The organism is Serratia marcescens (genome assembly GCF_006715005.1).
Taxonomy (GTDB): Bacteria; Pseudomonadota; Gammaproteobacteria; order Enterobacterales; family Enterobacteriaceae; genus Serratia; species Serratia montpellierensis.
Map to the genome: position 1 here is coordinate 1,188,814 of NZ_VFMJ01000001.1, position 25,305 is coordinate 1,214,118.

Genomic DNA, 25,305 nt, shown 5'->3' on the forward strand with positions numbered 1-25,305 from the left:
AGAAAAAATGCGTTCAGAGGGAAGGGTACCAGCGCAACGATTTATTGACCGGCCCCGGTGTGACCAAAACTTTGCCCCTGCCGGCCAGATTCAACAGCAGGTTGCGCGCCTGATAGATCGTGATGTCGTTAGACTCCGCCAGCTGGCGGGTAGTGGGCCACTCGCCGGGGGGCGGGGGCGCCGCGCCGTTGGACACAGGGCAGAGGCGGTGCAGCGTGGTTAATAAATGCTGCTGCAGGTTTTGTAATTCTTGTTGTTTTGGCGTGTGTTTTATCATGTCAGCCTTCCTTAAGCTTCCGCCGAGTTTTGATATAACGGTAAGCGTCCCCCGGGAAATAATGCCCTGTTCCGGCAATACCCTTCTTGAACCGGTCGCGAACGCCTGCCTGAACCCGATATTTCCGCTGCAATAATCCCGCGGCGTTCACCTATCGGAAGCGGTAACGGGGGGGCTAAATGCTCATTATGCTGTATGTAATGGCTGCAATTCATATCTTTTCTCCATTGTTTACTGCCCGGTGCCGGTTTTTACCAGACCGAATTGATAAGCCTCCCTTTCCTTTTCCGAATCATTATAACGCAAATAGAAAAAAGGCGATCAATAATGTCGCATGATATATATTTTACGAGATAATTGACTGACGTTGTTAATTTTACGATCTGTTGTTTCGCAAAAATATATTTGCTATGCGGTTTTTGGGCTTATATCTCGTATTTATTGCTTTTGCCGGAAATGACTTTTCAAATTGTCGCGGTTTTTGTAACAATATTTGGGCCAAGACAAGCGAATAAGTTAAATCTTAGTGTAATTTCCATGATGGGTAGTAAATTTTTGTGGGAATTTGCAGGTTTGATTTTTTTCTTTCTCGTCAGCGTGAGTTTTGCTGAATACCTAAAATGGGTAATGATGAAATAAAATACGCGATTTAATTATCGTGAGGGTTTGCTTTGTCTGCGGATAATACCGTTTTCATTCTGGATTATATAAATAACTGTTAAAGGAACGGGAGCGATCCTGCACTTTTTACATAAATTAAAGGAATAAGTGAATTATGAAACTGAACAAAATCATGCTGGCAGCGGCTCTGGCGTTTGGCGTTTCTTCTCTGGCGCATGCCGGCGATCAGGGGCATGGCAAAGTGACGTTTACCGGTTCCATTATTGATGCGCCTTGCTCCATTTCTCCTGAGACCGTGGATCAGACCGTGGATATGGGCCAGGTTTCCAACGTTGCGTTGAAAAATGGCGGCAAATCAGCGCCACGCCAGTTCGATATCAAACTGGAGCAGTGTGACAACTCGACGCTGAAAACCGTCACGACCACTTTCGAAGGCAAAGCCTCTGCCGCCAACAAGGATCTGCTGGGCATCGTCGGCACCGCCAGCGGCGCCAGCATCGCCATCACCGACACCGCCAGCAATCCGATCAAGCTGGGTACCGCCACGGCTCCGCATAACCTGGGCGCCGGCACCAACACGCTGCGCTTTGCGGCTTACCTGCAGGGCGACGGCGCTTCCGCCAGCGTGGTTCCGGGCGATTTCACCGCCGTAGCCGACTTCAAGCTGGCTTACCAGTAAGCCTGCGCCATTGGCGTGACTTTTTGCATGCGGGGGCTCCCCGCATGCATTTTTCCAAGATGGAAGGGCAGTTGTCAGGAGGTTCAGTGCGCCGATTTATTCACCCTTTAGTGTCTCCTTGCATATTGATGGCCACGCTGATGAGCCCGGCGGTGCCGGCGGCGCCCAGCTCTCAAGGATGGGGACGCGTAAATATGCAAGGAGCCATTATTGATACCGCTTGCGCGATCGCCGCCGGCAGCCGCGAACAAACTATCGATATGGCCGTGATGCCGACGGGAAATATGATGCGCGACGGCTTAGGCAATACACATGCCTTCACCATTGAATTAATCAACTGCACGCTTGAACGCCCGAAGCCGAATTTACCGGACTGGCGGCAGTTTCAGGTGGTTTTCGACGGTGATGCCGAGGGCGATTTATTCGGCGTGCACGGCGAAGCGAAAGGCATCGCGTTGCAAATATCCGATGGCCTGGGGAATATTGCCGCGCCAGGTCGGCCGTTGCCGCTTGGCGATATAACGCCAGGCAGTATGTCGCTTAATTATTCCATAAAGCTGGTTGCCAATAATCAACCGATGCGTGCCGGGAATTATTTTTCCGCCGTGCGTTTTAAGCTGGATTATTACTGAGCGCTGCGATTGCGGCGAGCCGCAACGCCAGAATTATACGATATAAGGTTAGGGATATGATGTTGTCGCCTGCTGGGAAGCTATTTCGTTTTCAGGTGCTGGGGTTATGTATCACGCTGGCGCTGGGAAGTTCATCAACGTGGGTATATGCCGAAGGCGGCATTCAGTTTAATGCCGACATTTTGGACGTGAACGATCGAAAAAATATCGACCTAAGCCAATTTTCCCGCAGTGGATACATTATGCCGGGAAGTTACAGCATGGTGGTTCATCTCAATAGAAGTGAGTTACCCGAGCAGAAAATCCCTTTTTATCCGCCGGACAACGAACCTGACGGCAGCCGCGCCTGCGTCGGCAAAGCGCTGGTCGATCAGCTGGGGCTGAAATCGGCGGCGATGCAAACGCTCACCTGGTGGCATCAGGGAGAGTGTCTGGATGAGTCCAGCCTGAAAGGCATGGTGTCGCGCGGCGATCTGGCGACGGGCGCGCTGTATTTAAGCATGCCGCAGGCCTACCTGGAATACAGCTCGGAAGACTGGGATCCGCCGTCGCGTTGGGATGAAGGCATTCCGGGCCTGCTGTTCGATTACAACGTCAACGCCCAGAGCCGGCAGCAGCAGCAGGGCGGCTCGCGGGGGTACAGCGTCAGCGGTAACGGCACCGCCGGCGCCAACCTCGGCGCTTGGCGCCTGCGCGCCGACTGGCAGGGGCAGGTCAATCACCAGACCGGCAGCGGGCAATCCACCGACAAACGGTTGGACTGGAGCCGTTACTACGCCTATCGGGCCGTTTCTGCGCTGCGCTCGCGCCTGACGCTGGGTGAAGATTATCTGGATTCGGGCATTTTCGACAGCTTCCGCTTCTCCGGCGCGAGCCTGGTGTCGGACGACAACATGCTGCCGCCTAACCTGCGTGGCTATGCGCCAGAGGTGGTCGGGGTCGCCAAGACCAACGCCAAGGTGACGATCAGCCAGCAGGGACGTGTGATCTATGAAACCCAGGTGGCGGCGGGGCCGTTTCGCATTCAGGACATCAACGACGCCATCAGCGGCGAATTGGACGTGCGGGTGGAGGAGCAGGACGGCAGCGTGCAGGCCTTCAAGGTCAACACTGCCAGCATTCCCTACCTGACGCGGCCCGGATCGTGGCGCTTCAAGCTGGCCGCCGGCAAACCGTCGGACTGGCAGCACCATTCGCGCGGGCCGCTGTTCGGCACCGGCGAGTTCTCCTGGGGCGTCAGCAACGGGTGGTCGCTGTATGGCGGCGCGCTGCTGGGCGGCGACTATAACGCGCTGTCGCTGGGGATAGGCCGCGATCTGATGATGTTCGGCGCACTGTCGTTCGACGCCACCCAGTCGCGGGCGCGGTTGCCGCAGCGGGATGAGACGCTGAGCGGTGGCTCTTATCGCGTGAGCTATTCGAAAACCTTCGACGAGTTGGACAGCCAGGTCACCTTCGCCGGCTATCGCTTCTCGGAAGAGGACTTCATGAGCATGAGCGAATACCTCGACGCGCGCTATTACGGCAGCCGGGTCGGCAACAACAAGGAGATGTACACCATCACCTTCAACAAGCAGTTCCGCGACTGGGGGCTGAGCAGCTATCTCAACTACAGCCACCAGACCTATTGGGATCGTCCGTCCAACGATCGTTACAACCTGACGCTGTCGCGCTATTTCGATCTCGGCGAGATAAAAAACCTGAATCTGTCGCTGTCGGCCTACCGCAACCGCTACAACGAAACCAACGACGACGGCATGTACCTGTCGCTGTCGATGCCGTGGGGCAACGGCGCCACGCTCAGCTACAACAGCACGGTGAACCGCAACGACAACACGAACCGGGTGGGGTACTACCAGCGAGTCGATGAGCACAACAACTATCAGCTGAGCGCCGGCAGCTCGCGCCGCGGGGCCAACCTGAGCGGCTACTACAACCACGAGGGCGATGCGGCGCGTCTGAGCGCCAACGCCAGCTATCAGGAAGGGCGCTACAGCGCCGTGGGGCTGTCCGCGCAGGGCGGCATGACGCTGACGCCGGAAGGCGGCGCGTTGCACCGCGTCGGCATGATTGGCGGCACGCGCCTGCTGCTGGACACCAACGGCGTGGCCGGGGTACCGGTGCGCGGCTACGGCAGCACCGTCAGCACCAACCGCTTCGGCAAGGCGGTGGTGGCGGACGTCAACAGCTACTACCGCAACAAGGCCAGCATCGATCTGGACAAGCTGGGCGACAACGCTGAAGCCACCCGCTCGGTGGTGCAGGCCACTCTGACCGAAGGCGCGATCGGCTACCGTCAGTTTGACGTCATCGCCGGCGAGAAGGCAATGGCGATCGTCAAACTGGCGGACGGCAGCACGCCGCCGTTCGGCGCCACGGTGCTGAACGCCCGTAAACAAGAAACCGGCATCGTCAACGACGGCGGGAGCGTGTACCTGAGCGGCATCAACGCCGGCGAGATTATGACGCTTCACTGGAGCGGCGCGGCGCAGTGTCAGGTGCAGCTGCCTGCCACGCTGCCGGCCGACATGCTCACGCGTACGCTGCTGCTGCCTTGCCGGCCGATCGCCGCGGCGCCGGCGGAGCCGGTTGAATAAATTCATCATCCTGACTTTGGAGTTATCGACAACATGCAAACTTTTTCTCTGAAAACCGCGGCGGCGCTCGTGCTGCTGGGCGTCACGGTGTCGCAGCATGCGCAGGCGGCGATCGCGCTCGACCGCACCCGGGTGATCTTCGACGGCGGCCAGAATTCGGTCAGCCTCAATCTCAGCAACCAGAACAAGCAGCTGCCGTACCTGGCGCAGGGCTGGCTGGAGGACGAGCAGGGCAACAAGATCCAGAGCCCGCTGGTGGTGTTGCCGCCGGTGCAGCGCATCGAGCCGGGCAAACCGAGCCAGATCAAGATCCAGGCGCTGCCGGCGGCCAAACAGCTGCCGCAGGACCGCGAGACGCTGTACTACTTCAACCTGCGCGAGATACCGCCGAAGAGCAACAAGCCCAATACGCTGCAGATTGCGCTGCAGACGCGCATCAAGCTGTTCTACCGCCCGGCGGCGATCGTGCCGAGCCGTACCGACATGGCGACGCCGTGGCAGGAGCAGTTGACGCTGACGAGGCAAGGAGAGCGTTACCAGGTCAATAACCCGACGCCGTACTACATCACCATCGTCGATGCGGGCAGCAAAAAGGGCGGCGAGGGTGTGAAGGGGTTTGAGCCTTTCATGATCGCGCCGAAAAGCCAGGCGAGCCTGACCGTCAGCGCAGCGGCGCTGGGCGGCAGCCCGGTGCTGACCTACATCAATGATTACGGCGGCCGGCCGCAGCTGAGCTTCAGCTGCAGCGGCACGAGCTGCAAGGTGGTGCCGGAGAAACGGACGGCGTCATAACCCGCGCTGTGAGCCATTCAGGGGTAAAGGATGAAACGAGAACGGAAAAAAATCGGCGCAGGCGCGTTGCTGCTGGCGCTCAGTCTGGGCGTGATAGCGATGCCGCCGGCGCAGGCCGACGAGGTGGACAACTGGCAGGTAGAGGGCGCCAATGGCGTGCTGCAGGTGTATGGCGCGCTGACGGAGAGCGCCTGCCGGCTGGAGATGACCAGCGCGCGGCAGGACATCTGGCTGGGTGAGACCGGCACCGCACGGTTGCGGCAGGTCGGCGATCGCGGGCAGCCGGTGGCGTTCGAGCTGCGCTTGCAGGATTGTCTGCGCACCCCGGGCGGCCAGCGTGATGCGCGCACCGGCGCGTTGACCTGGGCGCCGAATCAGCCGGCGGTGACGGTCAGCTTCGGCTCGACGGCGGACAGCGACAACCCGCAGCTGGTGAAAGCGCAGGGCACCTCCGGGCTGGGGCTGCGCCTGCTGGACGGCCGCGGCCGTGACGTTCGTCTGGGCAGCCGCGGGGAACCGCTGCTGTTGACGCCGGGGCAAGATGCGTTGAGCTACAGCGTGACGCCGGAGCGAACCGCAGCGCCGCTGATGGCCGGCGCGTATCGGGCGACGGTGGATTTTAGGCTGAGTTATGACTGAGGCGAGGCGATGGCACAGAAGATAACGCGTTGCCGGGCACCGTTCTGGCTGGCGGGGATGCTGGCGCTGGGCCAACTGCCGGCGCAGGCGACCACGGTGAACGTGCGGGTCACCGTGCTTTCGCCTCCCTGCATCATCAACGGCGGGCGCCCGATCGAAGTGGACTTTGGCGATGAGGTGATGACCACCCGCATCGACGGCGCCAATTATCGGCGGGCGGTGAATTACACGCTGACGTGCAGCGGGCAGAGCAGCAACGGACTCAAGCTGCAGGTGCAGGGGGCGGCGAGCGGTTTCGACGGCCAGCTGCTGCGCACCAGCAAGGACGGGTTAGGCATTGCGCTGCTGAACGGCGGCCGCCGCTGGCCGGTCAATCAATGGCTGAGCTTTACCTATCCGGCCGCGCCGACGCTTGAGGCGGTGCCGGTGAAATCGGCCTCCGCCAAGCTGACGGCGGGCGAGTTTACCGCCGGCGCAACCATGAAGGTGGATTACCAGTAACGCGGGAGCGAGAGCATGAAACAACGTTTTACGGCGAGCGTGCTGCTGTGCGCCGCGATGGCGTGCCCTTCCGCCTGGGCGGAAAAAACGGCCGACATGCAGTTTCGCGGCACGCTGATCGCGCCGCCGCCCTGCACCCTTAACGACGATGGGATCATCGACGTGGACTTCGGCGATCGCGTCGGCATCAACAAGGTTGATGGCGTGAACTACCGGCAAACCATCAGCTACCGCATTCGCTGCGAACCGGGGATCGGTAAATGGGACATGCTGCTGAGCCTGACCGGCACCGCCGCGACGTTCGACGAAGCGGCGGTGCAAACCAATCGGCGCTCTCTGGGGATCCGCATTTACCAGAACGCCCAGCCGTTCAAAGTGGGCAGCGCACTGCCCGTCGATCCCGCCAAACCGCCGGTGCTGGAAGCGGTGCCGATCGGCAAACCGGGTGAAGCTTTGACGGAAGGCGCATTCGAGGCCGCGGCGACGCTGCGGGCCGACTACCAATGAACAAGGAGGCGCGCGTGAAGACAATACAAGCCCGCCGCCGGCCAGGCGGCCACGGAGCCATCGGCCTGCTGTTGCTGACGCTGGGCGTGAACGGCGCGGCGCACGCGGTGGACAACCTGCGCATGCACGGAGCGCTGGTGGCGGAGCCTTGCGTCATCCAGCCGGGCGACGAGGACGTCGAGCTGGATTTCGGCACGCTGGTCGACAAATACCTGTACCTGAACCAGCGCACGCAGGGGCAACCGTTCGAGCTGCGGCTGACGGAGTGCGATCTCAGCCTGGGCAAGACGGTCTCGATCACCTTCAAAGGCACGGAGAATGCGCAGCTGCCGGGGCTTCTGGCTCTGGCCGCGAGCAGCCAGGCGCGCGGGATCGCCATCGGCATGGAGACGCCGCAGGGGCAGCCGTTACCGCTCAACAGCGCCGGCGGCAAGTACCCGTTGCAGAACGGCAGCACGGTAATCGGCGTACAGGCTTATGTGCGCGGCGAACCGGAAGCGATCGCGAAGCGAACCATCGGTCGTGGCGCTTTTAGCGCCATTGCGACTTTCAGTCTGGATTACCAATGAGCGCCGGGCTCCGGCACCACAGAATAAGGATATGACGCGATGCAGCGTGTTCACTTCAGATGGATGTACTTACTGCTTGGCCTGCTGCCGGGGCTGTGCTCGGCGCAAATATACTCGTACGTGACCAAGAGCACCGGCTCCCCCAGCAGCGCGTCCTATGAGTTTGTGCTCGAGAGTTGGGATACGGACGATGCGTCGCCCAACCCTTGTTTCCAGCAGGCTCAGTGCGCGATTGGGATTAACCACCGGCATACCAGTTCTAACACCGGCGGTAATGCAGGCGTGTCGCCATCCGCTTATGTCGTCGGTTCGGCACGTTATCCGCAAATTACCAAATTGGCGACGATGGGCGAGCTCAGTCGCTTTTACCAGAGCATCAATGCGCTGCCAATAAAAGGCTCGACTTTCCACAATGGCGAAGCCATTACCCAAGAGTGTGTTGGGCTGTTTTACAACACTCGTTCAGGCTCTGGGGTCGGTGACAGCAATGCGATCCTGATGCCCGGTAGCATCTGCGGCATCGTACCGCCGCCGGTCGGCGTGTGCGGCATCGATGAGCAACAGCTCGATCTGAACCACGGCGTGTTGTCGGACACCGAACTGACGGGCAACACGGCGCGCGGCAGCCTGCGCGTGGTGTGTTCGCAGAAGATGACTATCGTCATGTATATCCGCGTCGGCAGCAATGGCCGCTTGGAGCTGGGGAATTCCGGTGTCTACAGCACGCTACGGGTCAATGGCGCTCTGGGTAACCAAGGTTACCAGTTCACTGCGGATCCGCGTGGCGTCACGGTGCCAATTACGTCCACGCTCGGCGTGACCGGAACGGTCAAGGCCGGCGATTACTCGGGGCAATCGGTCGCCATTCTGGCGCTGCCGTAGCCGCATTACCTGCGCCGTCGCGATACCACGTTATGCCGTTGAGCTGCCCGCCATCGGGGGGGATGGCTCACGCCCGATGGCGACCGGAAAGGATTATTTCAAAGGGAGCGTGCCGATGGAAAGCACCATCACTCTGGCGTTTATCGATAATGACCGTTTCTTTATTGAAGGATTGCAGCGGCTGCTGCTGGCGTATTTCTCGCGCCGCGGCGTGCAGGTTCAGCTGCTGGACGCCGCACAGGCGCATCGGGCGGATATGGTGTTCCAGTCCGTGGAGCGAGACTGGCAGGCGCGTTTCTGCCGGTGTTCAGTGAGCGGCAGCCGACCGATCAATTTTGCGCTGCGTGAGCCGGGCGATATTCGCTGGCGCGATAAGCCGCGTTGCATCAGCGAAACGGGGGTGATCTTCCGCAATGACTCGCCGGACAGCGTAGTCAGACAGCTGGACCTGGCGCTGGCGGCACGGGTGCAAAGCGGGGCAGCGCACCGGTGCCATTGGTGCGAACGGCAGCGCATTACCCGCCGTGAGCAGGACGTGATGCGCTATCTGGCCTGTGAATTGCCGCAGACTACCATCGCGCGCAACTTGCACCTGAGCGTGAAAACCGTCAGCAACCACAAACAGGCGGCGATGAGAAAACTGGGTTTCAAACGCAACGCGGATCTCTACCACTGGCTGAGAATGGGCGGGTTGAAAACCGTAGAGCGGCCGTGAGGGTAAGGGCGTGGCTCAGGCGCCAGACCCTAAGCCTGAGCCGCTGTGGCGTTAATACAGCAGGGTCATCGCGCTGAAGAACAGTAGCGTCAACGCGATGATGATGACGTTTTGCGTGGCTTTGCGCACCAGCTTACCGGCGCTCATACGGCTGTCGATGACGTAGAGCAGCGGCACCATCAGCAGCACGTAGGCGAACATCAGCATGGCGGTAAAAGGCTGTACATTCATTCCGGCGGCTCCTGTGAGTCATCATGGCCGATCAGGTGCACCAGCACGGCCTCTGTTTGATGGGGAAGCCCAACAAAGGGCGAATTGACGGGGGGAACCGGCTCGAACGGCAGGCCGGCACGCCGCGTCTTCACCGCCGCTTGCAGGATCTTCTTTTGGTGTCTTTGCGTGTGGTCGACCATGCGCCTCCGAATAGGGCCGCCCGTAGGCGGCCGACTGCCGTATTGCCCATTAAGGTGGAGAAGGATTGTGGGCCACTGCCGGAACCACGCATTTATAATATTGCGAATGATAACCATTATCAACAATGAAAGTGAAAAAATTAAGGGTATTGCGGGCGGCGCATTAGGCGGGGCGTAAAAAGAAAAAGCACGCCTTGCGGCGTGCTTTGCAGGGTATTACCGGTGGCGGTTACTTCTGATCGGGCAGTGCGTAAGCGACCACATAGTCGCCCAGCTTGGTGCCGAAGGAACCGTGGCCGCCGGCGAAGATCAGGACGTACTGCTTACCGTTGACCTCATAGGTCATCGGCGTCGCCTGGCCGCCGGCCGGCAAACGCGCTTCCCACAGTTTCTCACCGTTGGTCACGCTGAAGGCGCGCAGGTAGTTGTCTGCGGTGGCACCGATGAAGAACACGTTACCGGCGGTGGTCACCGGGCCGCCCAGCATCGGCATGCCCATTTTGAACGGCAGCGGCAGCGGGGAGCTGTCGCGCACGGTACCGATGCGTTTTTTCCACACGATGTCGTTGGTTTTCAGATCAACGGCGGAAATGTAACCCCAGGCCGGCTGTTTGCACGGCAGGCCGAACGGCGACAGGAACGGGTTCAGCGTGACGCCGAACGGCACGCCATACTGCGGCTGTACGCCGGACTCGGTGCCGCTGCCGCCTTTGTCGCCTTCCGGCGGCTCAATCGGGTTGCCTGGGCCGCGTGGGATCAGTTTGGAGACGAACGGCAGCGCGATCGGGTTGGCGATGGCGATTTCGCGATCTGTATCGACGGCCAGGCCGCCCCACTCGAACATGCCGAGGTTACCCGGGAACACCAGCGTGCCCTGCTCGGAAGGCGGGGTGAAGGTGCCTTCATAACGCAGGCTGTGGAACATGACGCGGCAGACCAGCTGGTCGTAAATGGTCGCGCCCCACATGTCCGCACCGGTCAGTTTCTTCTCAGGGCGGAAGGTCAGCTCGGAGAACGGCTGGGTCGGTGACAGGCGATCGCCTTTGGCCGGGCCCTGCGGTACCGGTTTCTCCGGCGCCGGTACAACCAGCTCACCGTTGGTGCGGTTCAGCACGAAGATGTTGCCGGTTTTGGTCGGCACATAGATGACCGGCACTTTTTTACCGCTCTTGTCGGTAATGTCTGCCAGGGTCGGCTGCGCCGGCACGTCCATATCCCACAGGTCGTGGTGAACCGTCTGATAGAACCAGACCAGCTTGCCGGTGGAGGCATTCAGCGCCAACAGGCCGCTGGCGTAGCGCTCCATTTCCGGGGTCCGGTTACCGCCCCAGATGTCCGGCGTGGCGACGCCCATCGGCAGATAGACGATGTCCAGCTTGGCGTCATAGGCGGCCGGTGCCCAGGAGTTCGGCGAGTTCGGCACGAAGTGATGCTCGTCCGCCGGGATGGCGTTCGGATCTTTCGCGCCCGGATCGAAGGCCCACAGCAGCTTGCCGCTGTTGACGTCGAAGCCGCGGATCACGCCGGAAGGCTCGCGGGTGGAGTAGTTGTCGGTCACGGCACCGGCGACGACGATCACGTTATCGGTGATCACCGGCGGCGAGGTCGGCTCGTAGTGGCCCGGCGTCGCATACGGCATGTTGCTCTGCAGGTTCAGCTCACCGTTGTTGGCGAAGTCCGGGCACGGTTTGCCGGTTTCGGCATCCAGCGCGAACAGACGGCCGTCGTTGACCGGCAGAATGATGCGGCGTGCGCACATTGCCGGTGCAGCGTTGCCGGCAGCCTCTGCGGCGGCAGCGGTTTCGTGGTAAGACACGCCGCGGCAGGTGATGTGCTGGAAGGTTGGGTTGTATTTCAGCTGCGGATCAAACTTCCATTTTTCTTTACCGGTGGCGGCATCCAGCGCAAACAGTTTCTGGTGTGGCGTACACATGTAAAGGGTATCGCGGATCTTGATCGGCGTGACTTCGTTGGTGATCTCACCCGGATCGTTGGCGGTTTTCAGATCGCCGGTCTGGAAACGCCAAACCTCTTGCAGCTGGCCAACGTTTTTGTCGTTGATCTGGCTCAGCGGCGAGTAACGGGTGCCTTCCTGGGTGCGGCCATAGGCCGGCCAGTCGGCGCCGGTGGCGTCTTTAGGCTGTACCTGCGCAGCGTCGAGGGTGCCGTTGATCTCTTGCGGATCGTTGAACACGGCATAGGCGAGCGCGATGACGGTGATAACCAGCGCCGCGCTCAGCGCACCGTAGGCGAACTTGCCGTTGGCGACCAGCTTACGGTAGATAAACGGCAGCACCAGCCACAGGCCGAAGAAGAAGGTGACGTCCAGACGCGGCGTCAGTGCCCAGAAGTCCGGGCCGACTTCCCACAGGGCCCAAAGGGTGGTGCCCAGCAGGAATACCGCGTACAGCAGCAGCGCGGTGGCGCGGCGGCGGAACAGCAGCCAGGAGGTCGCCAGCAGCACCAGCCCGGCGATGATGTAATACAGCGAACCGCCCAACTTGGCCAGCCAGATGCCGCCGCCGAGCAGATAGAGCCCGCTCAGCGCGGCAAACAGCGCCGTTATGACGATAAGCGGCGATAGTGACGCTTTATTTTGCATAGCAATACCCTTACCAAAAATGAAAGTCCCCGATTTAGAGATTAAGCCAAATCAGAAAAAACACGCGATTTCTCCCTACTATTTCAGCGAGAAGCCGCTAGGGTGACGTAAAACCCATCCCGTTTTTTAACCTTAAGGTGCTTTGCCTTATTCAAAGCGATAAGACAAGGTGGCGCCGCCACCCCAGTTGCGCCCCGGCGCCGGCTCGAAGTAGCGGCCGTTGCCTTCGTTGACGATCACCGAACCGACGTATCGGCGATCGAAAACATTGTCCACCCGGCTGAACACGTCCAGCGCCCAGCGGTTCCAGGTAAAGCGATAACCGGCGTTTACGCCGGCCACGGTGTAAGAGGGAGCCTGCGCGCTGTTGGCGTCGTTGGCCTGAATGTCACTCATGTAGCGCAGCTCCGCGCCGGCGTGCCAGCCCTCCGGCGGCGCAAAGGCCAGCGAGGCGTAGCCCATGTTGCGCGCGATGCCCGGCAGGCGATTGCCGGCGGGAATGGTCTGGGCCGGGGTACAAACGGCTTTGCCGCACATATCGCTGCGGTAGGTGGCGTCCAGCAGCGTCCAGGCCATATGCAGGCGCCAGTCCAGCGCAAACTCTTGATCCAGCGCCAGCTCCAGGCCGCGTCGCCGGGTTTTGCCGGCGTTGGCGTAGCTGGTGCGTCCGCCGCTGCTTTCCGCTACCACCAGCTCGTTGTCGGTATCGGTCTGGAACAGCGCCGCGCTCACCAACCCATTGCCGAGGCGCAGCTTGCTGCCCAGTTCGACGGTATCGCTGGTGGAAGGCTGCAGGCCGATGTTGAGGCCCGTCTGGCCATCGGGGCGGTAGGAGAGTTCGTTGATGGTGGGGGTTTCAAAGCCGCGGCCGGCGGAGAGATAGACGTTCCACGCCGGATTGATCTTGTAGTTGAGCGAGCCCATCGGCAGCCACTGGTGGTAGCGTTTGCTGCCGCTGTCGTCGCTGTTGCGCGGCGTGATGTAATAGTCGGTCGAGTCGAAGCTGACCGTGCTGTAGCGCAGGCCGGCGTCCAGCGTCCAGTGCGGCGTCAGTTGCCAGGAGGTTTGCAGGTAAGGATCCAGGTTCCAGATGCGGTTCTTCTCGTTGCGCCGCTGGTCGCCTTTCTCGCCGTAGTCCACTGTGCCGTCTCGCAGAATAAAGTTTTCGAACCCCTGGCGGCGTTCGGTCATGGTTTCATAATCCAGACCGCCGATCAGTGTTACCGGTAACGATGCGAGAGTATCCTCATGCTTCCAGCGAGTGTCAATGCCCTGATATTTTCTTTCCAGCACGATCACCCCGCCTGCGTGGGTGGGGTTGAGTTGCGGCCCCATCGGGATGGATTGGTACTGCGTGGTGTGGCGCTCGCCGTGGTAGGCGGTCAGCGTCAGTTCGTCGCGTTCGCTCATCTGGCGCTGATAGCGCAGGCCGGCCTGGGTCTGGTCGAGCGATTTACGGGTATTGAATTGATCCGCGCGTGGCGCCTGGCGCGGGTTGGCTTTCCATTCCGCCTCGGTCAGGCCGCCCGGATCGCCGGCGTCTATCGAGACGCTGTTGAACATCAGCGTCAGGGTGCTGACGTCGTCCAGCCGCACGCCGAGCTTGCCGTTGCCGAGGTTTTTCCGCGCGGCGCTGTGATCGCGGTAGCCCTGGGTGGTAAAGCGGGTGCCGGAGAGGGCGTAGTTGACGTCGCCGGCCTGGGTGCCATCGCCGGTGGCGCCGGTCGCTTTCACCGCGTAGCGCCAGGTGTTGTCGCTGCCGAAATAGCCGCCGGCTTCCAGCGTCGGCGGCTGGGTGCCGGTTATCGTGTCAACGTTGATGACCCCGCCCGAGGCGTTGCCGTACAGCGCGGAATAGGGGCCGCGCAGTACCTCGATGCGTTCGACGGAATTGATGTCGATGTTGGAGGTTTGCCCCTGGCCGTCGGGCATGGTGGCGGGAATGCCGTCGACGTACATGCGCACCCCGCGCACGCCGAACATCGAGCGGCTGCCGAACCCGCGTATCGACAGCTGCAGATCCTGCGCATAGTTTTGCCGGTTTTGGAGCTGCAGGCCCGGCACGCTGCCGAGGTTTTCCGACAGGTTAATCTGCGGCGCGGCATTGCGCAGGGCTTCGCCGTCGATCACGCTGACGGAGACCGGCGAGCCCAGCTCGGTCAATCCGGTAGGTTGCGCCATCACCACCAGGGTGTCGCTGTCTTTTTGCTCCGCCGCCAGGGCCGAGCCGATACAGATCGGCTGCAGCAATAACAGGGTTGCCGGGGTCAAGACGGGACGTTTTTTATTCATCAGATAATTCTGCCAATAATGCTGAAAAGAGTTGCCCGCAAAGGGGCGAAAATAGCCATTTTTGACTCCCTGTACTGGCATTCAATGGGAAGGAAACTGCATCCTGCAACGAGTATAGGATATTCCGACATCGTTCGCTTTGGAATAGCGCAGCAGAAAGATACGTGTTTTTAATTAAGAGAATTCTCTATTAAATAGGGGTTTTCTGAGAGTCTTTAAATTACCTCTCCTTATCTTAAATATAATCTTATTCATTTTTTTAATTTGTTGCTGTCATTTATTTCATTAATGAATGCAATGTGGAAAATTCATTTAATCACAACTAATGTTAACTCTACCTATTTGTTTTTAATTGAGTTTATTTATTTTTGTTTTTGTGGCTTTATTTTCCATAAAAATAAAATAATATTCGCACTTATGTTTTTAGTTTTTCAACTAACAGCTCAATCGCATAACGGCCACGCTATTTATGCCATGCATAAGTAGTGGTTGATATATTTTTGGAATATATTAAAAGGGAATTGATTTATGAACGCGCTCATCGCTTCACCCTATACCCACACGTTTTGGAATGAGTACGTGCTCAATCCACGCTCCTGCGAGTACAACCTGGTGCTGGATCAGACGATTGAGGGGGAACTGGACGTCGGACGATTGCGCGCGGCGATCGACGGGGTTTGCCGGGACTATATTCTGTTTCACCACGTTTTGGATGACAGTTCCGCACAACTTCGCTGGGTAAAGACGGCGAAAAAAATTGCGCTGGAAACGCTCGATGCCGATTGTGATGTCGGTAAGTTAATCAACACGCCGTTCGATCTCCGGGAAGGGCCGCTGTGCCGCTTCTACCTGATTGAGCTGGCCCCTCAGCGCTATAACCTGATCATTGTCGTTCATCACATCCTGATCGACGGCCTGTCCGGACAGGAGTTCTACGGCGCCGTTTCCGCTTACTACAATCGCGGTGCGGCGGTGACGCCGCCGCAGGCGAATGAAACGGACATCTGTACACTGTACCGGCGCTATGAGGCGGATGTCGCAACGTTGAAGCACGAGTTCGGTTCTGCGTCATTCTGGGGCAACCTGCTGGCTGAATGCGCTCCGCGCGTGGCGTTGCCTTATCTCCCCGGCGCAGCCCCCGAAGCGCCGGGCGCCGGCGAAGTGCGTTTCAGGTTACCGTTCACCGAGTGGCAAGCGCTGAAATCCGGTGTCAGGTATGCCAACCCTTTCCTGATATTCAAAACGCTGTGGGCGTTGCTGATCGCCCGGCAATCCGCGCAGGAAACGGTGCATGTCGGTTATCCCATCGCGCCGGAGGGGGGCGAGGCGCTGTTCTTCGGCGCACAGGTCAATACCGCCGTGTTTCCCTTGACCCTCGCCCCGGGGGCCACGTTCAATCAGCTGTACCGCGCGACGCTGGCCTACAGCAAAGCGCTCAAGGTGGCAGGCAAATTGCGGCACAGCCAGTTACCGGTTTATGACATGCTGAGCCTCAGCCCGGTGCGCGAGTTGAACGTCAACTTTACCCAGGCTTACCTGAAAGATGCGCCGTTGGCGCTTGACGGTTGTCGCATCGGCGTCAATCACCGGTTCAACGTCGATCTGGCCGGTTCGGAACTGCTCCTGGAGTATCAGCCTACCGAGCAGGCCTTTGAGTTTCGCCTGCGCTACCGCCCCGATCTGTTCGATGCGACCCAAATGACGGAGATGGCGGAGCAGTATCTCTGGCTGTTGCAGCGCGCGTTAACCGAACCGGAGGCGCCGATTGCCGCTTGGCCGCAGCTGACGGGGCAACAGGTTTTACGCTGCCGCGACGGTTGGGAGAGCGGGCCTGCCACGGCCGATGCGGAAGCGACGCTGCTTGAGGGCGTGGCCAGGCAGGCGCGCCGTCACCCGGAACGCATCGCCTTGACCGATGCCAAAGGATCGCTCAGTTACCGGCAGTTGGCGCAGCGCAGCGATCGTCTGGCGCTGCGGCTGCGGGCGGAGTATCAGCGGCTGTGCGGCGTGGCCATGCCGCCGGAGACGCTGATCCCGCTGTACCTGCAGCGCAGCGCGGAGGCGGTGGTGGCGATGCTGGCCATCATGAAGGCGGGCGGTGCCTATGTGCCGCTGGATCCCGCCGCGCCGGCGCAGCGGCTGGATTATATCCTGCAAGAGGTGAACAGCCCGATCGTCTTGACCGAAAACGCGTTGCAGGCTGCGGCGCAGCGGTTGACGCCGGGCGGTCTTTGCCTGTCGGCGGATGAGCCGCTCGCCGACGTGGATGCCGCAGCCTTGCCGAGCGTGGACGCTCGGCAGTTGGCCTACGTGATTTACACCTCCGGCACCAGCGGGCGGCCAAAAGGCACGCAGTGCGAACACCGGGGCGCAGCCAATATGGTGCGGGGGCATACGCAGCGTTTGTTGTGCAATGAGCCGGATGCGCTCAACTGCCTGCAGTTCGCGTCGCTGGCGTTTGACGCGCACGTCTTCGAAGTGTTCGTGGCCCTGGACAATGGCCATCGGCTGTTCATCGCGAGCGACGCGCAGCGGCGGGATCCGGCGCTGTTGTGCGAACAGATGGCGGTCTGGTGCATCGAGGCCTGCTTCCTGCCGCCGGCGCTGCTGGGAACCTTGCCTGAACTTCCGGCTTCGGTGCGCTATCTCGCGACCGGCGGTGAGGCGACCGCGCAGGAAGCGCTCGACCATTACCTGGCCAGCGGTATGCAGGTCGCCAACATGTATGGCCCGACCGAGGCTTCGGTCAGCGTCAGTGTGAATATCTATCGCCGCAACGGCGCGCGCAATATCGGCCACGCCATCGCCAACATGCGTTGCTATGTGGTTGACGAGAAATACAATTTGTTGCCGCTTGGCGTTGAAGGCGAGCTGTGCCTGGCCGGCGTGGGGGTGGCGCGGGGGTACCTGAACCTGCCGGCGCTGACGGCGTCTACGTTCGTCGCCAACCCATTTGAACTGCATGAGCCGTACCGGCGGCTGTATCGCACCGGCGACCGGGTACGGCGGTTGGCCGACGGCAGTCTGGAGTATCTCGGGCGGCACGATCAGCAAATCAAGATCAACGGCTATCGCATCGAGTTGGGCGAAATAGAAATGCAGCTGCGTGCGCTGCCTGAGGTGGCCGAAGCGGTGGTGACTCTGCGTCCCGGCACTACGGACCAACTGGCGGCCTGGTATGTGCCGCAACCTGGCGCGGCGCCGGAGGCCGGCGACATCTTGCAACGCCTGGCGGCGCAGCTGCCGCACTACATGTTGCCTTCGGCGATGCGGGTGCTGGCGGCGCTGCCGCTGACGGTGAGCCGCAAGGTCGATTACCGGGCATTGCCGGAACCGCTGCCGGTCGAGCCGCAAACGGCGTTTCGCCGGCCGGGCACGCCGCTGGAGACTCATCTGTCGGCGCTGTTCAATCGGCTGCTGGGTGGCGATGTCGGCGTGGACGACAACTTCTTCCGCCTCGGCGGCAACTCCATTATGGCCATCAGGCTGTGCCACGAAGTGAATAAACTGCCGGGGGCAAAGATCTCGGTACTGACGTTGAATCAGCATCCGACGGTGGCCGCATTGAGCGAGCACATCGCCGCCCAACGGCAGGCGCCACCGGATGAGCTGCCCATCCTCTCCGGCGGGCGGCGGGAGGCGCCGCTATCGCTTCAGCAGTCGCGGCTGTGGTTCGTTCAGCAACTGTCGGTGAATGCCACGCATTATCTGTCGCCTGTGCTGCTGCGGCTGTCGCCGGATATCGATGACGAACGCTTTGCGGATTGTCTGCAGGCGATCGTCGAGCGCCACCAGATCTTGCGTAGCCTGATCCGCCAGAATGATCGGGGCGAAGCCAGTCAGTGGGTCAGCGACACCGTGCTGCCGGTACCTTTGCTGGCGTTGAGCGCCGATGAATTTGACGCTGCGCTGTCGCAAGCCTGCCGCCAACCGATGGATTTGACGCTTGAGCTGCCGCTGCGCGCCACGCGCTACCGTTACCGCGATGCGGCGGAGCGGGAAACGACCGTTTGTCTGTTGGTGTTCCATCACATCGTCTTTGACGGCTGGTCGCTTGAAGTGCTGCTGCAGGAGCTGGACGCGCGCTATCGGGGAACGTGGCGTGAGGCGACAGAGCCGGCGTTGCAATACCTCGACTATGCGTGCTGGCAACAGGCGCCGGAAAATGTGCAGCGCCGGGCGGACGAATTGGCCTTTTGGCGGCAAGCGCTGGAAGGTTGCCAGCAACTCGATCTGCCGTTGGACTTTTTGCGGCCGGCGGTCTTCGACGAGCGCGGCGACAACAGCGAGGTGCCGTTGCCGGCGGCGCTGGTGAAGGCGCTGGATGCGCTGGCGCGCAGAGAGGGGGTGACGCTGCATGCGGTGATGCTGGCGGGCTTCATGTTGCTGCTGTCCCGCTACAGCGGCCAGAACGATGTCATGGTCGGTACGCCGCTGGCGAACCGCAACCGCCCTGAACTGGAGAATCTGATTGGGTTCTTCGTCAATACGCTGCCTTTACGCCGGCAGATTGACCCGCGTCATCGCGTTGCCGAGTTTGTACGGCAGGTCGCGGCCACGACGCTGCAGGCGCAGCAGCATCAGACGCTGTCGCTGGAAGCGCTGGTGGACGACCTGGCGCTGCCGCGCGATTTTTCGCGTCATCCGCTGTTCCAGGTCATGTTCGCGCTGGAGAGCGCGGGCGGCGCACAGGCACGCCCGGACTGGCTGTCGGTGGTCGATCTGAGCGCTCATGAGCGCACCGCCAAGTTCGACCTGACGCTCACGCTGACGCCGCAGGGGGAGCAGATGCGCGCGCGCTTCAACTTCGCTTCGGCGTTGTTCAGCAAAGCGTCGATGGATCGGCTGGCCGGCTACTATCTCGCCGTATTGCAGCAGATGGCTCACCACGACGACTGGCCGCTGGAAAATATTCGTCTGCAACCGCAGAGCCAGGTGTTGCCGGTGGGATCCGCCTTCGGCTATGCGTTTGAGCGCAGCCTGCAACAGGATTTCGTGCAGCATGCGCGGCGCGAGCCGCAGGCCGTGGCGGTTGTCGACGATCAGGGGGAGATGACTTACGGCGAGCTGCACGAGGCGGCGTTGACGCTGGCCACTCAGCTGCGCGTGCAAGGACGGATGACCGGCGACGCCATCGCCGTCATCGCCGATAAGGGGCGTCGGCAGCCGGTAGCCCTGCTGGCGGCGCTGATGTGCGGTAAGGCGTTCTTGCCGATGGAGGCGGCATGGCCGCCGCAGCGGCGGCTGAAAGTGATGGCGCAGGCCGGCATCAACACGCTGCTCAGCGATGCGCCCTGGGCCTGCGCCGAGATCAACCTGATCGAACTGAATGCTTCAGGATTGGCGGCGCAGCTGCCGCTGCCGCAACAGCGCCTGCCGGCGCTGGATGCCGGGCCTGACAGCCTGGCCTATATCATTTTCACCTCGGGATCGACCGGCACACCGAAAGGCGTGGCGATCGAACATCGCAGCGCGGTGAACATGCTGGAAGGCGTGCGGCGGTATTTCGGCCTCAATGAGCGGGATCGCAGCCTGGCCCTCAGCGCGTTGAGCTTCGATCTGGCGATATTCGACATTTTCAGCCCGCTGAGCGCCGGCGGAGCGGTCGTGATGCCGGCCGAGCGGGACAGGAGCAATCCGCAGGCCTGGTATCAATTGATGATGGCCCATCGGGTGACGCAATGGCTGAGCGCACCGGCGCTGATGGAGCTGTTGCTGGATTATGTGAACGGCGCGGGGTTGACGGCAGGGCCCGCACCGGCGCTGCGGGCGGTGATGGTGGGGGGCGACTGGATCGCCACCTCGCTGCCGGAACGCTGCCTGGCCTGGGCGCCGCACGGCCGTTTTTGCAGCGCCGGCGGCGCGACGGAGGCGGCGATCTTCACCATGCTGTACGAGGTCCCGCGCGGTCAGAAAATTCGGTCGGTCAGCATTCCTTACGGCAAACCGTTGCCGCACCAGCGCTGTTATATCCTGGATGCCGGGCGACGGCCCGCCGCGCCGGGGGTGCGAGGGGAAATCTATCTGGCGGGTGAGGGCCTGGCGCGCGGGTATTACGGCGATCCGCAACGCACCGCCGAGAGTTTCTTCTGGCATGACGAGCTGCAGGAGCGGGTGTATCGCACCGGGGACGCGGGCCGATGGCTGGAGGATGGCAACGTGGAGTTCATGGGGCGCCTCGATCAGCAGATCAAGCTGAACGGCTATCGCATCGAACTGGGCGAAATAGAACATGCCGTGCTCGCCTATCCGGGCGTGACCGCCTGTTGCTGCGTACTGGTCACTCAACCGCAGCCTTGCCTGGCCGCGTACTACGTTGCCGATGAGACGATCGCCCCTCAGGCGCTGGCTCAGCATTTGAGCAGCCAACTGCCTCCGTACATGGTGCCGCAGGCGCTGATGCAGCTGGCGCAGCTGCCGCTGACCGAAAACGGCAAGATAGCCCGGCAGGCGTTGCCGCAGCCGGAAAGGGCGGCGCGTGAGCTCGTTGCGGCGCAGAGCGAATGGGAGAACGTTTGTCTGGCGGTGTGGCGCGATTTGCTGCAGCGGCAGGATTTCGGTGTGGAGGACAATTTCTTCTCGCTGGGGGGCAACTCTCTTCTGGCTATCCAGGCCTGTTATCAGATCGGCCGGCGGCTGGCGTGTGAGGTAACGCTGAGCGAACTGGGGCGATTCCCGACTATACGTTCGCTGTGTCGTGCGTTGCCGCAACAGGAGCAGGGCGCCGCGCCGGTGTCGATCCCGCCGCTGCGGCAACGCGAGTATCCGCTCTCTGCTTCACAGCTGCAGCTGTGGTTTATCGAGAATTTGAACGGCGGCGGCAATCTTTATCATGTGCCGATGCTGTTCCGTCTCGGCGACGAGGTGTGTCTGGCGGCTTATGAGCGCAGTTTGCAGGCGGTCGTCGCCCGGCATCAGGTTTTACGCAGCCTGATTGTCCAGATGCCATCCCAAAGCGCCGTCGCCCGAGCCTGTGAACTGACGCTTTCGCTGGAGCGCGTGACGCTGGAGGCGGTGCACTGGCCGGACAGGCTGCGGCAGGATATCGACCGGCCGTTCGCGCTGGGGGCGGAATTGCCGATCAGGGCGGCCGTTTACCGGGTTACGCAGCCGGATGGCGGGTGGGTGAATTACAGCCTGATTCTGGTGCACCACCTGGCGTTTGACGGCTGGTCGCAGCCGGTGCTGCTGCAGGAGCTGGACGTGCTGTATCAGGCGCAGCGGCAAGGGCAAGAGGCCGGGCTGGCGGCGTTGCCGTTGCACTATGGCGACTACGCCGTCTGGCAGCGGCGCTGGCTGGATTCCGCTCAGGCGGATGAGGCAAAAGCGTATTGGCGCCATGCCCTGGCGGGGTGGCAGGCGCTGGAAATGCCGCTCGACTTCGTGCGGCCGGCTCGCTTCGATCATCGTGGCGCCAACCACGTCATCGCGCTGCCGGAGGCGCTGGCGGCGCAGGCGACGCAGTTCGCCCGGCGGCAAGGCGTCACGCCGTTTGCGCTGTATCTTGCGGCCTTTAATCTGCTGCTTGGTTACTTCAGCGGCCAGCAAGACATTCTGGTCGGCACACCGGTCGCCAACCGGCCGGTGGCGGAGACTCGCTCGGCGATCGGTTTCTTCGTCAATACGCTGCCGCTGCGCTCGCAAATAGACGATGCGGTGTCGCTGAACGATTATGTGCATCGGGTCTTTGACGGCGTGCTGCAGGCGCAACGGCATCAGAACTTGCCGTTGGATCAGCTGATCGAACTGCTGCAGGTGCCGCGCGACCTGTCGCGCCATCCGCTGTTCCAGGCGCTGTTCGCGCTGGAGGAGGTGGGGGACGCGCCGGCCTGGCTGGTGCCGCAGGATCTGCTGGCACACTACCAGGCGGCCAAATTCGATTTGACGCTGAGCATACAACCGGCGCCGCAGGGCGGGCGGGCGATCTTCAACTATGCTACCGCCTTGTTTGCACCGACTACGCTAGCGCTGCTGGGGAAGTATTATCTGACGATCCTCACGCAGATCGTCAATCACGGGGAGCAGCGCGTCAGCCAGTTAGCGCTGGTCTCGGAGAGTGAAATGGCGCGGCAGCGCGCCTTCCATCAATCCTGTCCGCCGGCCTACGATTTCGAGCGCGCCATCCATCATGATTTTATCCGTCAGGCCGAGCGCGATCCGCAGCGGGTGGCGATCGTCGATGAATGGGGCGAACTGAACTACGGTGAGCTGTATCGGCGGGCGCTGACGCTGTCGTTGCAGCTGCGTCAGCACGCGGACATGCGCGCCGAGACCATCGCGGTGATGGTGGATAAAGGGCGGGCGCAAATCATTGCGGTGCTGGCGATTCTGATGGCCGGCAAGGCCTATTTGCCGCTGGATGGCGCCTGGCCGGAACGCCGCCGCCTGGATATCGTCGCGCAGTCGCAGACTCGGGTTATCCTGAGCAGCCGCGAGTGGGGGGCCAGCGGCGAGGCCAGGCTGTTAACGATCGATCCGCAGGGGGCCGTCATGGGGTTACCGCCGGCTCCGCCGGGGGAGCCTGTCTTACCGGCACCTTCCGCGCTGGCCTATGTGATCTTCACCTCCGGGTCTACCGGCGCGCCAAAAGGGGTGGCGATAGAACATCGCGGCGCGGTGAACAGCATCATCGATACGTTGCACCAGCTGGAACTCGGCGCGGACGATCGCGGGTTGGCGCTCAGCGCGTTGAGCTTCGACATTTCGGTGTTCGATATTTTCGGCCTGCTGTCGGTGGGTGGCGCCATCGTAATGCCGTCCGAAACCGAACGCTACCAGCCTGAGGCCTGGCATCGGCTGTTGATGACCCAGAGCGTGACCTTCTGGAACTCCGCGCCTTCGGTGATGACGCTGCTGGTGGAGCTGTTGGAGTCCGCCGCGTCGCAGGCGCAGTGGCCGCAGCTGCGTAACGTGGTGCTGGTGGGCGAGGTGATCTCCCGCCAACTGCCGGCGCGTATTCGCCAATGGCGGCCAGGGTGCCGGGTCGTCAGCGCCGGGGGCGCGACCGAGAGCTCCATTTGGTCGATCCTGTACGACATCCCGGAAACGCCGATCCTGGCGCCCAGCGTGCCTTACGGTCAGGCGATGGCACATCAGCGTTTTTACGTGCTGGATCGTCATCAGCGCGTGCTGCCGCCTGGCTTGCCGGGAGAACAATACATCGGAGGGATCGGCGTGGCGCGCGGCTATTACCGCAATCCGTCGCTGACCGAAGAGAAGTTCATCTACCATCCGGCGCTGGGAGAGCGTCTTTATCGCACCGGCGATGCCGGCCGCTATTTGCCGGACGGTAATCTGGAGTTCCTCGGCCGTATGGATTTTCAGGTGAAAATCAACGGCTACCGGGTTGAGCTGGGGGAGGTCGAGCAATGTGCGCTGGCATTCGGCACGATCAAATCCTGCTGCGCCATCGTGCTGTCGGAGGAGAATCGGCAGCGCCTGGCGCTGTATTACGTCAGCGAGGCGCCGCTGGATGAATCGGCGCTGCTGGCCTTTATGAGTGGGCAATTACCGTTGTACATGCTGCCTGCGGCGCTGATGCGGCTGGAAGCACTGCCGTATAACTCCAGCGGCAAACTGGATCGCAAGGCGTTGCCTGCGCCGGCGGTGAGCGAGCCACAGGCCTATGTCGCTCCCGCGACCGAGCTGGAACAGCAGCTGTGCGCGCTGTGGCAGGCGGCGTTGCAGTGCGGGCAGGTCGGCATGACGGATGATTTCTTCCTGCTGGGCGGCACCTCGATCAAGGCCATTTCCCTTTGCGTCGGCATGGGCGAACTGATGGCCGCGCCGGTGCCGGTGGTGCAGCTGCTGCAAAGCCGCACCCTAAAAAATCTGCTGGCCGCCAACGAACGCCGCCTGGTCTTGCCGCTTAACCGTTGGGCTGAGGGCGCGCCCGTGGTATGGATGATCCACCCGGCGCTGGTGGGAGCGGAAGCGTTTCACGCTTTCGCTCAGCCGTTGCAGGGGCGATTCAACTGCTATGGCGTCGACAACCATAACCTTTACCATCAACCGGCCATCGACTCGCTCGGCGATCTGGCCGAACGGTATCTGAACGACATGATCGCCGCCGGTCTGCTGCAAGGCGCCGGGCCGGTGCGCATTCTCGGTTGGTCGCTGGGGGGGATCATCGCGCTGGAGATTGCCGCCCGTCTGGAAGCGCGCGGCTGCCGTAACGTGCAACTGTATCTGCTGGACAGCTTCTACCGGCAGGCCACGGCGGAGTTGCCTCTGGAGCAGCTGTTGCCGGCGTTGGGTATCGAGGGCGAGGCGGCGACACGCGCCATGGCCGCAGGGCAGGCGGAGCGGCGGCTGTCGGAAGGGAGGCTGAGCCGCCGGCTGCAGACCACTAGGGTGACGCTGTTTAAGGCGACGGAGGGTAACCCGCAGTTGCCGGAGGCGGTCACGGCGCCGCTGTTGGCGGTGGACGATAATGGGCTTGGCGCCGTCTGCGAGCGGCTGCAGGTCATCCCGTTGGCTTGCCATCACCATAACATCTTGCTGTGTGAGGCGGAGATCGGGCAAGCGCTCAACGAAGGGATCTGATTCATGAGCCTGGCTCATAAGCTCAAGCGTATTTCGCCCCAT

General features: G+C 61.4%; 16 protein-coding genes. 11 read left to right on the plus strand and 5 right to left on the minus strand.

What is annotated here, in order from left to right:
- Positions 1 to 13 precede the first annotated feature (13 nt).
- On the minus strand, positions 14 to 277 hold the full coding sequence (locus FHU12_RS05630) for a FaeA/PapI family transcriptional regulator (protein ID WP_141967967.1): 264 nt from the start codon (positions 275 to 277) through the stop codon (positions 14 to 16).
- 775 nt (positions 278 to 1,052) lie between these two features.
- Between FHU12_RS05630 and FHU12_RS05635 the strand changes: the two genes are divergently transcribed.
- The 10 genes from FHU12_RS05635 (at position 1,053) to FHU12_RS05680 (ending at position 9,411) form a co-directional block, all read left to right on the plus strand.
- On the plus strand, positions 1,053 to 1,577 hold the full coding sequence (locus FHU12_RS05635; RefSeq protein WP_060420481.1) for a fimbrial protein: 525 nt from the start codon (positions 1,053 to 1,055) through the stop codon (positions 1,575 to 1,577).
- 128 nt (positions 1,578 to 1,705) lie between these two features.
- Positions 1,706 to 2,209, plus strand: coding sequence for a fimbrial protein (locus FHU12_RS05640; RefSeq protein ID WP_141972872.1), 504 nt, complete (start codon positions 1,706 to 1,708; stop codon positions 2,207 to 2,209).
- A gap of 56 nt (positions 2,210 to 2,265) precedes the next feature.
- A complete protein-coding gene (locus tag FHU12_RS05645) occupies positions 2,266 to 4,806 on the plus strand; it encodes an outer membrane usher protein (RefSeq protein WP_141967969.1) in 2,541 nt (846 codons plus the stop codon).
- A gap of 33 nt (positions 4,807 to 4,839) precedes the next feature.
- A complete protein-coding gene (locus FHU12_RS05650) occupies positions 4,840 to 5,598 on the plus strand; it encodes a fimbria/pilus periplasmic chaperone (RefSeq protein ID WP_141967971.1) in 759 nt (252 codons plus the stop codon).
- Positions 5,599 to 5,628: 30 nt separating this feature from the next.
- Positions 5,629 to 6,237 (plus strand): fimbrial protein, encoded by a 609-nt coding sequence (locus FHU12_RS05655; protein WP_141967973.1) that lies wholly within the window; start codon positions 5,629 to 5,631, stop codon positions 6,235 to 6,237.
- 9 nt (positions 6,238 to 6,246) lie between these two features.
- On the plus strand, positions 6,247 to 6,738 hold the full coding sequence (locus FHU12_RS05660; protein WP_230490781.1) for a fimbrial protein: 492 nt from the start codon (positions 6,247 to 6,249) through the stop codon (positions 6,736 to 6,738).
- A gap of 15 nt (positions 6,739 to 6,753) precedes the next feature.
- A complete protein-coding gene (locus tag FHU12_RS05665) occupies positions 6,754 to 7,245 on the plus strand; it encodes a fimbrial protein (protein ID WP_141967975.1) in 492 nt (163 codons plus the stop codon).
- Between the two features lie 14 nt (positions 7,246 to 7,259).
- A complete protein-coding gene (locus FHU12_RS05670) occupies positions 7,260 to 7,814 on the plus strand; it encodes a fimbrial protein (protein ID WP_373275459.1) in 555 nt (184 codons plus the stop codon).
- Between the two features lie 63 nt (positions 7,815 to 7,877).
- Entirely contained in the window at positions 7,878 to 8,696 is an 819-nt protein-coding gene (locus FHU12_RS05675) for an MrpH family fimbial adhesin (RefSeq protein ID WP_308380786.1), read from the plus strand.
- 115 nt (positions 8,697 to 8,811) lie between these two features.
- Positions 8,812 to 9,411 carry a helix-turn-helix transcriptional regulator gene (locus FHU12_RS05680; RefSeq protein WP_141967982.1) on the plus strand — a complete coding sequence of 200 codons (600 nt, stop codon included), beginning with the start codon at positions 8,812 to 8,814 and terminating at the stop codon, positions 9,409 to 9,411.
- 51 nt (positions 9,412 to 9,462) lie between these two features.
- Here the strand turns inward: FHU12_RS05680 and FHU12_RS05685 are convergent, their stop codons facing one another.
- The 4 genes from FHU12_RS05685 to pqqU all read right to left on the minus strand — a co-directional run bounded on the left by FHU12_RS05685 (position 9,463) and on the right by pqqU (position 14,721).
- The gene (locus FHU12_RS05685; RefSeq protein ID WP_141967984.1) at positions 9,463 to 9,642 is read right to left on the minus strand and encodes a hypothetical protein; all 180 of its coding nucleotides are present in this window, start codon (positions 9,640 to 9,642) and stop codon (positions 9,463 to 9,465) included.
- Positions 9,639 to 9,824: a hypothetical protein gene (locus tag FHU12_RS05690; RefSeq protein ID WP_141967986.1), complete on the minus strand. Its 186-nt coding sequence runs from the start codon at positions 9,822 to 9,824 to the stop codon at positions 9,639 to 9,641. Before FHU12_RS05690 ends, FHU12_RS05685 begins: the two co-directional genes overlap by 4 nt.
- 229 nt (positions 9,825 to 10,053) lie before the next feature.
- Positions 10,054 to 12,426: a glucose/quinate/shikimate family membrane-bound PQQ-dependent dehydrogenase gene (locus tag FHU12_RS05695; RefSeq protein WP_141967988.1), complete on the minus strand. Its 2,373-nt coding sequence runs from the start codon at positions 12,424 to 12,426 to the stop codon at positions 10,054 to 10,056.
- A 147-nt stretch (positions 12,427 to 12,573) separates the two neighbouring features.
- The gene (gene pqqU, locus FHU12_RS05700; RefSeq protein ID WP_376698863.1) at positions 12,574 to 14,721 is read right to left on the minus strand and encodes a TonB-dependent receptor PqqU; all 2,148 of its coding nucleotides are present in this window, start codon (positions 14,719 to 14,721) and stop codon (positions 12,574 to 12,576) included.
- Positions 14,722 to 15,246: 525 nt separating this feature from the next.
- Here pqqU and FHU12_RS05705 point away from each other — a divergent pair.
- Positions 15,247 to 25,263: a non-ribosomal peptide synthetase gene (locus tag FHU12_RS05705; protein WP_141967990.1), complete on the plus strand. Its 10,017-nt coding sequence runs from the start codon at positions 15,247 to 15,249 to the stop codon at positions 25,261 to 25,263.
- Positions 25,264 to 25,305 lie beyond the last annotated feature (42 nt).